Annotated in this window: 10 protein-coding genes; 2 read left to right on the top strand and 8 right to left on the bottom strand. The window is 45.4% G+C overall.

All coding sequences use genetic code 11. The features are described from left to right. Positions 1-23: 23 nt before the first annotated feature. Both AACR11_RS07375 and AACR11_RS07370 read right to left on the bottom strand, forming a co-directional pair. The gene (locus AACR11_RS07375; protein WP_029789501.1) at positions 24-3,194 is read right to left on the bottom strand and encodes an ExeM/NucH family extracellular endonuclease; all 3,171 of its coding nucleotides are present in this window, start codon (positions 3,192-3,194) and stop codon (positions 24-26) included. A gap of 21 nt (positions 3,195-3,215) precedes the next feature. Next, positions 3,216-4,292, bottom strand: coding sequence for a porin (locus AACR11_RS07370; protein ID WP_017819683.1), 1,077 nt, complete (start codon positions 4,290-4,292; stop codon positions 3,216-3,218). Between the two features lie 624 nt (positions 4,293-4,916). Here AACR11_RS07370 and AACR11_RS07365 point away from each other — a divergent pair. Further along, a complete protein-coding gene (locus AACR11_RS07365; protein ID WP_005451435.1) occupies positions 4,917-5,312 on the top strand; it encodes a hypothetical protein in 396 nt (131 codons plus the stop codon). Between the two features lie 51 nt (positions 5,313-5,363). On the opposite strand, the gene trpS is transcribed toward AACR11_RS07365, so the two are convergent. From trpS to nsrR, 5 genes are all read right to left on the bottom strand, one after another. Continuing rightward, a complete protein-coding gene (trpS, locus tag AACR11_RS07360) occupies positions 5,364-6,401 on the bottom strand; it encodes a tryptophan--tRNA ligase (RefSeq protein WP_005432761.1) in 1,038 nt (345 codons plus the stop codon). Between the two features lie 116 nt (positions 6,402-6,517). Further along, positions 6,518-7,204, bottom strand: a complete 687-nt coding sequence (locus AACR11_RS07355; RefSeq protein ID WP_029789502.1) for a phosphoglycolate phosphatase — start codon at positions 7,202-7,204, stop codon at positions 6,518-6,520. A gap of 125 nt (positions 7,205-7,329) precedes the next feature. Continuing rightward, on the bottom strand, positions 7,330-8,073 hold the full coding sequence (gene rlmB / locus AACR11_RS07350; RefSeq protein ID WP_005451431.1) for a 23S rRNA (guanosine(2251)-2'-O)-methyltransferase RlmB: 744 nt from the start codon (positions 8,071-8,073) through the stop codon (positions 7,330-7,332). Positions 8,074-8,149: 76 nt separating this feature from the next. Then, on the bottom strand, positions 8,150-10,636 hold the full coding sequence (gene rnr, locus AACR11_RS07345) for a ribonuclease R (protein ID WP_029789503.1): 2,487 nt from the start codon (positions 10,634-10,636) through the stop codon (positions 8,150-8,152). Between the two features lie 117 nt (positions 10,637-10,753). Beyond that, the gene (gene nsrR / locus AACR11_RS07340; protein ID WP_005451426.1) at positions 10,754-11,179 is read right to left on the bottom strand and encodes a nitric oxide-sensing transcriptional repressor NsrR; all 426 of its coding nucleotides are present in this window, start codon (positions 11,177-11,179) and stop codon (positions 10,754-10,756) included. 111 nt (positions 11,180-11,290) lie between these two features. Between nsrR and hmpA the strand changes: the two genes are divergently transcribed. Beyond that, on the top strand, positions 11,291-12,475 hold the full coding sequence (gene hmpA, locus AACR11_RS07335; protein ID WP_029789504.1) for an NO-inducible flavohemoprotein: 1,185 nt from the start codon (positions 11,291-11,293) through the stop codon (positions 12,473-12,475). Positions 12,476-12,581: 106 nt separating this feature from the next. Here hmpA and motX read toward each other — a convergent pair whose 3' ends face one another. Beyond that, positions 12,582-13,217 carry a flagellar protein MotX gene (gene motX, locus AACR11_RS07330; protein ID WP_005451422.1) on the bottom strand — a complete coding sequence of 212 codons (636 nt, stop codon included), beginning with the start codon at positions 13,215-13,217 and terminating at the stop codon, positions 12,582-12,584. Positions 13,218-13,444 lie beyond the last annotated feature (227 nt).

Below are 13,444 nucleotides of genomic sequence, written 5' to 3'. Positions count from 1 at the left end.
TGTTTGTCAGGAAATAAATTCGCTTAGCGACGACGGCGTAGGAAGCCTAGACCTAGCATCGCAAGTAGCGCGCCAAAGCCAAATGAACCACCAGAACCATCTTTTTCTGGGTGAACAGGTTTCACATTGCTTGAATCACGTTTAATAAACTCCACATCCGTCACTTTCTGGTTAACAACACCTGAAGTTTCGTTGTTCAGAGTCATCGTCAGCTCATACTTACCAACTGGTAGTTTTGCTGAATCAAACATCACCATTTGCGCACCATCTTTATCCAGTGTCACTTTTGGTAGTGCTGGAGCATCAGCCGGAACAGGAGAAATAGACAAGGTTGCTACATCACCCTTTTGAGCCGTCGCTGGAACTGCGTAACCGATATCTGCGCGACCGCTCTTCGTTGCGATTGTCACAAGTCGCTCACCAGCCTCACCGTACTTGTAGCCTAGTGTAACGAGAGCAGAATCGTGGTCAGACGAACGGTATGGGTCTTGTGAGTAGAATGGGTTTGGTTCATTCGTATCACCGCCCTTGTACTTGCTGTTGTAATCGTACAGTGACGACTCTGGCGCATTAATGTGCCAATCAACAGCATCAATTAAGCGCTTATCTAGTGAACCAGAGATCAATAGGTGATCCAACGAGCCCACTTCATCATTGTATGAGTAACTCCAAGCCGTTTCGCCTGCAGGCATCATTCGATCAACCGCGTTGATGTAACCGTAAGTCTTAGTAATGACTTTGCCTTCTGGACCAAATTGAGGCAGTTTACCAATGAAGGTGTAACCCGCTGCAGTCAGAGTTTTACCTGTTGGGTTAGACGTTAGAACCAGCATTGGATCTTCGTGTGCGTAAGAGTTCATGTCACCAAGAACTACTTTGTCACCTTCGATCTTCGCCATCTCTTCACCTAGGTGGTAAGCCGCAGCAACACGGAAGTTCTCACAAGAACCCTGGAAGTCACCATCGCTCTTCACATTATCTTTTGAAGGATCGAATTTTTCCCATGTTTCCCAACCTTTCCAATCTTCGTAACAAGTCGAACCTTTAGATTTCAAGTGGTTTACCGAAACCGTTAGACGCTTACCTGTGTTCAAGACTTGGAAAGTAGCCGCTACCGTATTACGTTGGTAGTTATCACCGCTCTCACGGATTTCACCTTTGCTGTCTGTGATTGGAGCACCGTTTTCATCGACGATCATTGGTGCATGTTGACTTGGCATCGGGATAACTTGACCAGAGATCACAGAGACTTTTGATGGGCGGTAAATAATACCTGTAGTAATCGCATCAGAGCCGACCGTATCTTGGTCATCCAGAATGGTGTCGCCGTTTTTATCAAAACCAACGAACACGTAACGGTTGTGGATAGAGTTTGACTTATTACGGTCACCGTAATCTTCGTCGTCGTACTTCGCATTGATTGCGGCAAGCAATTCATTGATTGCACCAAAGTCACCGAAACCGTTGTTCTCGATTTCCATCAAACCAACGATATCCGCATCTAGACCGTAAATTGCTTCTACAATCTTGGCTTGTTGACGATCAAAGTCCAGCTGTGATTCAGCACCACGGTTGTCACCAAAGCTGTTATCAGAACCGCCATATGGTGAGTTGAAGTAGTTCAGTACGTTTTGTGTTGCGATACGAATGTTGAATGAATCAGCTTCAGAGTACGCATCGTTTGTTTCCTTGATCGAAGGCGCTTTAGTTCGATCGGTATTGTGGATGAACGCTTTGCTATCAACCGTATTCGTTGGGATCAAACGGAACTCGTTGTACGAGTAATGCAGAACACCTTCTAAACCAACGACAGAGTCGTTGATGCGGATGTAGTTTTTCTTTGGATCAGCAAAGAAATCTGGGTAGTAAGGAATTTGACCATTTGGTGCTTTAGCATCGGTATCAACATAAACACGGAAGTCGTTGTTTTCTGCTTTTTGTGCCAGAGATTCTGCGCTGCCTGCTACATGATCTTGGTTTGGCTGTGGGTTTGGACGCTTGTATGCCAATACCATGTTGTTACGGAAGCTACCAAAATCAAAGCTGAACGAACGAGAAACACGCATGTTCTGCTCGCCATCTTCAGTTGCATCCATATCTTTCACCAATCGAACAGGCATGCCTTCTAGACGTTCCAGTGTCGAACGGAAGTTTTCATCATCGCTATCGATACGAACCATATCAACTGGCGTTGGTGGTACCTGAGAAGCGTTTTCTACTTCCCAAATGTCATTCGTTGGAATCAGTGTTGTTACACCATAGTTCTCTTTTACTTTGGCACGAACACAGATTTGTTGACCAACCATGTCTTGAGACAGCTCGCCTTTCGTCTGAACGAACACACCGTCTGATGTCTTAACATTACCATCAGCATTGTTGTCGTAAAGGAAGAAACCCTTCACTAGATTCGTAGTTACCGCACTCACAACACCTGTCACTAAGTACTCATCTGCCGACTCGTAACCAGACTCAATCAGAGGCGATGAATAACCTTCACCTTGCACTTCACCAATGGTTTTGTAAGAAAGGCTGCCTGCAGCATCAGCACATGGCGTGTTTTCTGGTGGTGTAATTGGATCGTTATTTACTGCAGTAGGATCACCAAGACCACCGAAGTCGTCTTTTGCAAACTTGTCCCACTGAGATTCATCATATGTCGTCGCTTGTGTTGAACCTGCTTTACGGCGCATGGTTCGGTCATCCCAAAGCTTATCGCCCTTGTAACCGTAAGTACCAAAGATATCCTTAATGTCCGCTTCCGCTGAGCTTGTACCCAACCACACTGCGTCATCACCGTTGAAGTTCATTGCTGAGTGTTTTACTTCATCGTAAGTACCAGCAACAACTGTCACGTCCTTACCGCCCAAACGTTCAATGAACGCTCGCATTTCAGCACCCGCGTCACCATTAATAACAACGATGCTCTTACCAGGTTGTAAAGTTCTACCGTCCTTACCTTTCAGTACGTTGTTACCATCTTTATCTTTAATCTGGTTTTTGTAAGACGAGTAGTACAGCGACAGTGTACCGTCAAAGGTATGTGCTGCAGAGCCTATGTTGGTAATTTCGACGGCTTTATTTGATGCCGAGCCTTCAACATACTCAGAAATAATGATGTCGTTAATATCCGCAAATGCTGCGCCACTTAGCACACTACTAATCGCACCCGCGAGTAGGGTCATTTTTTTATTCATGGGAAATCTCTCTATCGTGGGTTAGAAGTAAACGCGCGCATAAGCGTAAGCGTCTTGAGCAGCATCACCAGCGTTCATTTCAAGCGCAATAATGCTTGAGCTGGTTGGTTTGTAGTTCACGCCTAGCGTGCCCCATGTGCGGCTTGTACCCCAGCTGTATCGCTTACCATCCCAAACATCACTGCTTGGATCCCACGCTTCATATTCTTCGTAGTTGTAAGAGCCCACGAGCTCCCACTGCTTGGTGAAAATGTATTTCGCAGAAACCAAAGCACCTTGGTTTTCTTGGGTTTGGTAATCATTGAAGATGCTTTGCTTGTTCTCTTTATCGGTGTTATCGATAACCGTTTCTTTGCGAGCAATATCTTCTTCTTCGTAGAACGCGTTGAAGCCTAAGTGAATGGTGTCATTAACTGCGTAACGCATACCAAAACCAACCAAACGTTGTTCACCGTACTTCGACTTACCATCAGAACCACCGCGCCCTTCTAAACCAACAACAGCTGAGAAGCTATCGCCAAAGTAGCCAATGTAGCCGTTCACAATGTCACCCAGCTCAGAACCAGATGAAGACTTACCACCGTAAGTGTATGAAGCACCGACTTTTACATCATCAAAGTAACGACCTTCGTATTTGATTGTTACGTCTTGGTCACCAGCTTCACCAGTTTCTACAGTTGTATCAAAAGTGAAGTCACCCCACTTATCGTAATCATCAAATGCTGTATCCGTCAGACCGGCTTCAATGTACTGGTTTTCCCACACATCGTAGCCAACAAATAATTTATCGATGGTTAGAACTAGATCGCCAGAACCGTGCTTCCAATTCTCACGTTCATAATCTAGCTCTAGACGGTAGTGCATTTTGTCTCGCTTACCTTTGACGCCTAACGTAGCGAAAGAGTCATCGATGTAGCTTTTTTCATCAGTGTAAAATTCACCGTATTCGTAGTTTGCGCCAACATGTCCGCCAACACCCACTTCGCCATACAGTTTTAGAAAGTCTCCGTTGTCATCTTCATATATGGTCGCAGCATTGACCGCTGTCGCCATAAATAGCGAAGAGATCGCTATAGCCACTGCATTTCTTTTCAGCATGCCTATTTCCTTGTTGTATTTAATTTCAAATGGAATTTCGTTCTATATGTCAAACTGGGCTCTGGCGTTTATTTAACCACTACTATTGAGTGTTTAATCGGTAAGTTTTGAGCGCGAAAAGTCTCCTGACCTATTCCTTGTGAGGAAGATCACAGTTCAACTTGATTCATTTATTAACTAGATAAATCTCTCTTTTTTATGCAAAAAGAAAAGTAAAAGGCATGCTAATTGAGAAATGTTTCACAAATATTTAGTTATTATTATGAGGTGTTTTATACATTCAACAGATTTTGTTGTTAACAGAATTAACAATAACTTTAAATATGTAAAATTAGATCAATTACTCAGTTTTATATTTCCTATAATGTTAAGCAAAATATTAATAATGGTTTTAACAAGGCTGTTTCGTATATTACTTAGGTCATTTTCCGAGCAATAAACATCAACACTTGCTAATTTAGTGGTTCATTTTCTTTATTTTATTGCGAATCATTCTCCTTTTAATGGCTGATTTTATAAATTAATCATTATTTTCGACACTAACACCTAGTCAATTTGATAATCAGGGGTTATAACAACGCAGCAGGATATCCATAAAAACTCATATTACAAACAGGACAGAAAATGAGACGATTTCAACCAGTTGCGCTAACTCTCGCTTGCTCGGTATTTCTTGCTGGATGCCAAGCCATCCCAGACGAACTCAAGACAAGCCAACCATTAAAGCCGAACACAACTCAACACTTAATTGAGAACGCTAAAGCCGAGCTTAACCAGTATGAACACTTTGATGTAAGTGATGAGGGGATGATTACTTTCACCGCTCAGTTGCCGCGATTCTCGCGTTACGCTTGGGATCCAGTTTCGATTACCGAATCAAGCTATCAAATCGCATGCGAGGATCTGCGTTACTTCACGGAACGCGGTTTTGTTATAAAAGCATGGTTTGCAGGACCACGAGGACGTGCCGAGTACTACAATATGGCACGTTGCGAGGAAGAAGCCTCTTCCAGAAAATAAGCATAAAAAAAGCTCCACTAATGGTGGAGCTTTTTTGTATTCGAATTTTATCTATGGGCGAGCGACAAAACCTACAGCTTCGTACGCTTTCTTCAACGTTTCAGCCGCACGTGCCGATGCTTTTTCAGCGCCTTGCTTCATCACTTCGTTCATGTAAGCACGGTCAGCACGAATGCGGTGGTATTCAGCCTGAATTGGCTCAAGCATAGTCACCAGCGCTTCACCAACGTCTTTCTTGAATGGACCGTACATTTCAACGCCTTGGTATTTTGCTTCAATCTCTTCAAAGCTCATACCTGTTGCCGCAGAGTACAGACCCATTAGGTTAGAGATACCTGCCTTGTTGTCCCAGTCGTGAGCGATACGCGGTGGCGTTTCTGTGTCGGTTTGCGCTTTGTTGATCTTCTTAATGATCGACTTAGGCTCTTCCAACAGCGTGATAACGTTCTTACGGTTGTCATCAGATTTAGACATCTTCTTGGTTGCGTCTTGAAGGCTCATTACACGCGCATTTACCGTCGGAATGTAAGGCTCTGGCACTTGGAAGATTGGCTGCTCTGGTGAGTAGATGTTGTTAAAGCGGTTAGCAATATCACGCGCTAGCTCTAGGTGTTGCTTCTGGTCGCTACCTACAGGCACTTGGTGTGCGCCGTACAGCAGGATGTCTGCCGCCATCAGTACTGGGTAGTCAAACAGACCAACGTTTACATCACCAAACTGGCTCGAACTGTCGTTTGAGTAACGTGCAGATTTGTCTTTAAACTGCGTCATACGACCCAGTTCACCCATTTGGGTGTAACAGTTAAGAAGCCAACCAAGTTGAGCATGCTCTGGTACGTGTGACTGAACAAATAGCGTGCTCTTCTTCGGGTCAACACCAACTGCCAGACAGATCGCCAGTGCGTCTAGAGTCGCTTCATGCAGCGCTTTAGGGTCCTGACGAACCGTAATCGCGTGAAGGTCTACCACACAGTATTGGCAATCATAATCGTCTTGCATCTGCTGCCATTGACGTAGAGCACCCAAGTAGTTACCGATACTTAGTTCACCTGAAGGTTGAACACCACTCAATACAATGGGTTTGCTCATTAGAATGATTCCTTTGACTTCTTAATCTAATTAAATGAAAAAAACCGTGCAGTAATAGGTGCACGGTTTACTCAGTGTACTCATTAACGAGTATTTTGGAAGCTCTTTTGTAGCCGTTATGCAGAAACCGCTACAACGTCCAATAATTCTGCCAAACTGTCAGCGACAAAATCTGGATTTGATGCAGAGATAGACTCACCGTGGTTGTAACCATAAGTCAGACCAAATGAGGCACAGCCTGCATTCTTTGCCGCGAGAATGTCGTTCTTCGAGTCGCCGACCATCAACATTTCACTAGGTTGGATTTGGTGTTTTTCCATCAGCCAGTTCAGTGCGACTGGGTTTGGTTTTTTCTCTGGAAATGCATCACCGCCAAGAACATCAACAAAGTATTTTGCGATGTCGTGCTTTTCTAAAACATCAGGCACAAACTTCGAAGGCTTGTTGGTTACCAATGCCATAACAAAGCCGGCTTTGTGTAACTCTTCCAGTGTCTCTTTTACCGTTGGGTAAAGGTGACTTAGCTTGTGACCGCTTTGCTCGTAGTAATCATCAAACAGTACACGCGCTTTTGCACGAAGCTCTTCGCTCAATTCAGGGTTGATGATCAGGCTTTGGCTTAATGAGCGTCCAATCAGCACATCTGCGCCGTTGCCAACATAGTCACGAACTTGTTCTTCTGAAACCGATGGAAAGCCAAGCGCTTGTACTGCTTGGTCAGCCGCTACCGCGAGATCTGGCACGCTATCAAGCAACGTACCATCAAGATCGAAGGCGATGAATTTAATGTCTTGTTGAGTCATAACTTCCCTGAAGATTTTTATTTATAAATCGGTGAAAACGACAAAGGATGGCACCCCATCCTTTGTTTTTGTCATCGTGTCTAACTTTATATTAACTATTTGTTTATTATAAATTTATTTAGCAATTACTTTGCAGCAATACGCTGACGAACCGCTTCAAACAAACAAATGCCAGATGCCACAGATACGTTCAAGCTTGAAACGCTACCTGCCATTGGGATCTTAATCAAATCATCACAGGTTTCGCGAGTCAGACGACGCATGCCGTCACCTTCTGCACCCATTACGATAGCAAGAGGACCCGTTAGTTTTGCTTGGTAAATATCGTGCGTTGCTTCGCCCGCCGTACCAACAAACCAGATGCCTTGCTCTTGCAGTGTACGCATAGTACGAGCCAAGTTGGTCACTCGGATCAATGGCACGACTTCTGCTGCACCACAAGCTACTTTGCTTACAGTTGCGTTCATCGGTGCAGAGCGATCTTTCGGTACGATGATCGCTGCTACGCCAGCTGCGTCGGCATTACGTAGACAAGCACCTAGGTTATGCGGATCCGTCACGCCATCTAATACCAATAGTAGCGGTGACTCGTGCTGCGCTAGGATGCCATCGATGTCGTTTTCGTTCAGCTGTTTCGCTGGCTTCACGCGAGCGATGATGCCTTGGTGGTTTGCGCCACGCGCTTTGTCATCCAAGGTTTTACGTGTCATTTGCTGAATCGAAACACCACATACCTGAAGGTCATTTAAAATTGGCATTAGGCGATCGTCTTGACGACCTTTTAGTACAAATGCTTCGATAAAACGCTCTGGTTCGCGCTCCAATACCGCCTTCACTGCGTGAATGCCGTAGATAAATTCGTTACTCATTGTTTAACCTGTTGTTCTGGTCGTATTGCCTGCGCCAATCTCCCCCTTTAAATCCAGACTAGATTGGCGATTCAGCCTACTCAGCGTCGCTCTTAGTACGCTTAGTCTTTCTCGGCTTACTGTGTGGCTTTTTCTTGCGTGCTTTCTTCGGCTTTTTCGTACCTTCTGCGTCACCGCGTTTCGCGCTACCTTTGCGAGCACTGCCTGCTTCCGCAGGTTCTGGGTGCTTGGTAGGTTCAATAATCGGCTTCGCGCGAGTTCCGCCTTTGGTTGCCGCACGTTTTTTCTCTTTCGCTTTGCGTTTGGCATCCGCTGCGCGTTTCTTCGCAGTCTTACCTTTGCCGCGTAGCTTACGGCTTGTTTCGATTAATTCAAAGTCAATTTGCTTGTCATTTAAGTTAACCGCAAGCACTTTCACTTTTACCGCATCGCCTAGGCGATAGATGTTACCGAAGCTTTCGCCGATAAGTCTTTGACCAATAGGATCAAATTGGTAGTAGTCGTTCGCTAGCGTTGAAATATGCACCAAACCATCGATATGCAGTTCCGTCAGACGAACAAAGAAACCAAAGCTGGTTACATTGGCAATAACACCATCCAGCTCGTCGCCAACATGGTCTTGCATGTATTCACACTTCAACCAATCTGCCACTTCACGAGTTGCGTCGTCTGCACGGCGCTCTGTCATCGAACATTGCTCACCGTAGAAGTCCATATCGTCAAACGAGTAATGGTAACCACCAGTTGGTGTCCAACGATCTTGGTTGCGACCTTCTTCTTTAGCAATCAGGTACTTGATTGCGCGGTGCAGCAACAGGTCAGGGTAACGACGAATTGGCGACGTGAAGTGCGCGTAACGTTTCAGCGCTAGACCAAAGTGACCGGCATTGTCTGCGTTGTATACCGCTTGCTTCATTGAGCGCAGTAACATGGTTTGAATCAGTTCTTTGTCCTGACGTTCTGCAATTTGTTTTACCAAATCTGCATAATCAGTTGGTGATGGCTCTAAACCACCTTTCAGATCCAGACCTAGTTCACTGAGGAAATCACGGAACCCCTGCAGGCGCAATTCACCCGGAGATTCGTGAACACGGTACAACGCTGGCTCTTTTGCTTTCTCAACGTAAGACGCTGAAGCGATGTTCGCTAGGATCATACATTCTTCGATGATCTTATGTGCGTCGTTACGAATTACCGGCTCGATGCTTTCAATCTTACGATCCGCATTGAAGATGAACTTAGCTTCAACGGTTTCGAATTCAATCGCACCACGGTTATCACGCGCTTCTTTAAGTACTTTGTACATCGCGTGCAGCTCTTCAAGGTGAGGAACGACAGCGTGATAACGCATGCGCAGCTCTTCATCCCCTTCTAGAATCGCACCCACTTTGTTGTAAGTCAGACGCGCATGCGAGTTCATCACAGCTTCGTAGTGTTTATAGCCTGATAGCTTACCGGTGTCAGAGATGGTCATCTCACATACCATACACAAGCGATCAACCTGAGGGTTAAGTGAACACAAACCATTTGATAGCACTTCAGGTAGCATTGGCACAACTTGCGATGGGAAGTATACCGAGTTACCACGGTTGATGGCTTCTTTGTCCAGCGCAGAGTCTGTACGCACGTAGTAACTTACGTCAGCAATTGCGACCCATAGTCGCCAACCGCCACTCTTTTTCTTCTCACAGTAAACAGCATCATCAAAGTCACGAGCGTCTTCGCCATCAATGGTTACTAGCGGCAAGTCACGTAGATCGACACGACCTTCTTTTGCTTCTTCTGGAACTTCTTCGCCCAGATTTTCGATCTGTTTATCGACGGCTGCTGGCCAATCGTGTGGAATTTGGTGGGTACGGATTGCTATTTGCGTTTCCATGCCCGGCGCCATGTTCTCACCAAGAACTTCAACCACTTTACCCATCATGCCACGTGAGCGAGAGCCGCGATCAGTAATCTCAATAACGACCACGTTACCCATACGAGCACCTGCTTTGTGCTCATTTGGGATCAGAATATCTTGGCTAATGCGAGAGTCATCTGGCACAACGTATGAGTAGCCGTATTCAAGGAAGAAACGCCCCACGATCTGCGTGTTACGCTCTTCTAAAACACGAACAAGACGACCTTCACGACGACCACGCTTGCTGTTGTCAGTTGGTTGCACCAACACGTAGTCACCGTGGATGATGTGCTTCATCTGGTGATGCGGCAGTACAATGTCATTATCCTTGCCGACACTGCCTTCTGGACGAACCCAACCATGACCATCTTTGTGACCAATTACGTAACCTTTCACCATCTCAAGTTTTTCTGGCAACGCGTAACACTGACGGCGCGTAAATACGAGCTGACCATCACGCTCCATTGCGCGCAGTCGACGGCGTAAACCTTCGTAATGCTCTTCACCTTCAAGTTTTAGCGCTTCAAACAAATCATTGCGATTCATCGGTACGCCCGCTTCTTCTAGAAACTCAAGAATGAACTCTCGGCTTGGGATTGGATTTTCGTAATTTTTGGATTCACGATCTGCGAAAGGATCGTTTGGAATATTGTCTGACATAGGCACGCCTATCTAGCAAGGAAGGTATAGAGCTAGTATATCCGAGTCTCTCGATAAGCTACAGAAATTGCTTTAAAAAAGAGTGTCAGTGAGAAGATTTATAGAACGTTAAGAAGGCTAAGGACGGGTAAGTAAGATCAGCAGTTCAGAATTATCACTTAATAGCTCTTCAATCGTGCAGCCATCTAATTCAGCCAAAAACGCCATTTTCGCTTTCGCTAGCTTTTCTTTTAGACGACATGCCGGCGTGATATGGCAAAATTCCACAGAACAATTCACCAAATCTAATGGCTCTAAATCACGCACCACACCACCGACAGTGATTTCTTGCGGCGCTTTCATCAAACGGATACCACCATTTTTACCGCGCACCGTATGCACATAACCAAGCTGGCCAAGGCGGTTAATCACTTTCACCATATGGTTACGTGATACACCAAATAAATCAGTCACTTCGGTAATATTTGTCAGCTCATCTTTTGGCAATGAAGCCAAGTAAATCAAGGTTCTGAGCGCATAATCGGTAAAGCTAGTTAACTGCATGTTGCTATCCTCTGTAGTAGCAAAATTGTAATTCTTTTCTTGATCGAAAGATACATTTGAGATACAACTTTAAACATGCATTACAAATACAACTTTAAATAGGAAGCCATTATGCTCAGCAACCAAACCATTGATATCGTGAAAGCAACCGCACCACTTCTTGCTGAAACTGGTCCGAAGTTAACGGCACACTTTTACGATCGTATGTTCACCCATAACCCTGAGTTGAAAGATATTTTCAACATGAGCAATCAGCGTAATGGTGACCAACGTGAAGCTCTATTTAATGCAATCTGCGCTTACGCAACCAACATCGATAACCTACCAGCACTGCTTGGTGCAGTAGAAAAAATCGCCCATAAACACACCAGTTTTATGATCACCAAAGATCAGTACCAAATCGTTGGCACACATCTACTTGCGACGATCGACGAGTTGTTCTCTCCGGGTCAGGAAGTGATTGATGCATGGGCAGAAGCTTATGGCGTGCTAGCCAATGTATTTATTCAGCGTGAAGAGCAAATCTACCAAGAGAATGCAGCACTGCAAGGTGGCTGGCGTGGCCTGCGTGAATTTGAGTTGGTGGGCAAGCAGCTTGAGAGCGAAAACATCTGTAGCTTTGTTTTCAAACCAACCGATGGTGAAGTGGTTTCTGAGTACAAACCTGGTCAATACCTAGGTATCTACATCAACAGTGATAAGTTCGAAAACCAAGAGATTCGCCAATACAGCCTATCCTCTGCGGTTCAAGAGAACACTTACCGTATCTCGGTAAAACGCGAAGAAGGCGGTAAAGTATCGAACTTCCTTCACGATGAGTTGAGCATCGGCGATAAGGTGCAACTTGCAGCACCTGCGGGTGATTTCTTTATGGATGTGGACGCGGCTACACCGGTTGTTTTGGTATCAGCGGGCGTTGGTCTAACTCCGACTCTATCAATGCTTGAGAGCCTTTCTGAGCACCAAGCACCAGTCACATGGGTACATGCTACAGAAAACGGTCAACAACACGCATTCAAACAGCACGTAAACCAGCTCGTAAATGCTAAAGAGAACATGAACTCGTTGGTTTGGTACAACCAACCAACAGCAGAAGACAAGATTGGTGAAGACTTCCACTTCACTGGTTTCGTCAACTTAACTGAAATTGAAGCAGCCCTCAAGCAAGACAACGTACAAGTCTACTTCTGTGGTCCTGTTGGCTTTATGCAGCACGTCGCGAAACAATTACTTGAGCTTGGCGTAGCGCAAGAGCAGTTCCATTACGAGTGCTTTGGTCCACACAAAGTCGTTTAATCGCCTGCAATTACGCTTCGGGAAAAACAACAAAGCCCACATGATGTGGGCTTTGTTGTATGTATTGGCAGAGCTTTATGAAGTTACTGGTGTTTTAAAAGTACACCTACCAGAAGGTGTCGCGGCGCTTAGCGCGCGCAATAATGTTTTGTGGCATGCGTTGCTCAAGACCGTTTCTCAGCATCGCAATACGTTTGTGCTTTCTTTGATCGGCAGTCACCGAATTATAAAGCCAACGGTAGGCATCTTCGTAATCCAAAGGGCTACCGTAATCACGCAGCAATAGCTCAGCAAGATGAATACGCGCATTTAAGTTGCCCATTGCCGCCGCTTCTCGCAGGTATGGGATTGCACGTTCTTTATCTTGTTGGACTAAAGTACCGCGAGAGTAATAGCGACCTAGCTGCTCTAGTGCAGCTGGCAAGCCTTGGTGGGCTGCGTTTTCCATGTAGTACAGACCGAGCTCTACGTCTTGCTCTACACATACGCCCCACGCCAACATATCGCCATAAAGGAATTCATAAGACGGCAAGTTAATGCGCGTCGCACGTGCCACGATATCTTCCACTAGCTGGCAGTTATCAGCGCGCACGCGTTCTAAGTGCTTATTCTGCTCAATAAGCTTAATAAGCTCTGCTTCGGTGTAGATGGGGACAGGCGCCCCTACATCGGCAACATCTGCCCAAGCCGATGTCGCACTCAGCATCAATAACAGTGAAGCAGCCACTGTTCGTAACTTCATAAATGTACTCTTTAAGGTATCTAAGAAACCAAAGATCAGCCAAGGATCTCCTCTGCTTGATAACCTTATCGGCAAAGGTCAGTTAAGCTTTAGGCAATTTTTGCCTCCTACTTAAGCTTAACGGCAAATATTTGCCACGGCGAGTCGCATTTTTCGGCAGTGAACCCAACTCACAGATACAAAAAAACCGGCTATAAAAGCCGGTTTTTATAATCTCTAACGAGTAT

The organism is Vibrio sp. L85 (assembly GCF_963871815.1).
In the GTDB taxonomy this organism is placed as follows: domain Bacteria; phylum Pseudomonadota; class Gammaproteobacteria; order Enterobacterales; family Vibrionaceae; genus Vibrio; species Vibrio harveyi.
Note: the sequence above shows the minus strand (reverse complement) of the source record. Positions and strands in the feature narration are given on the sequence as shown.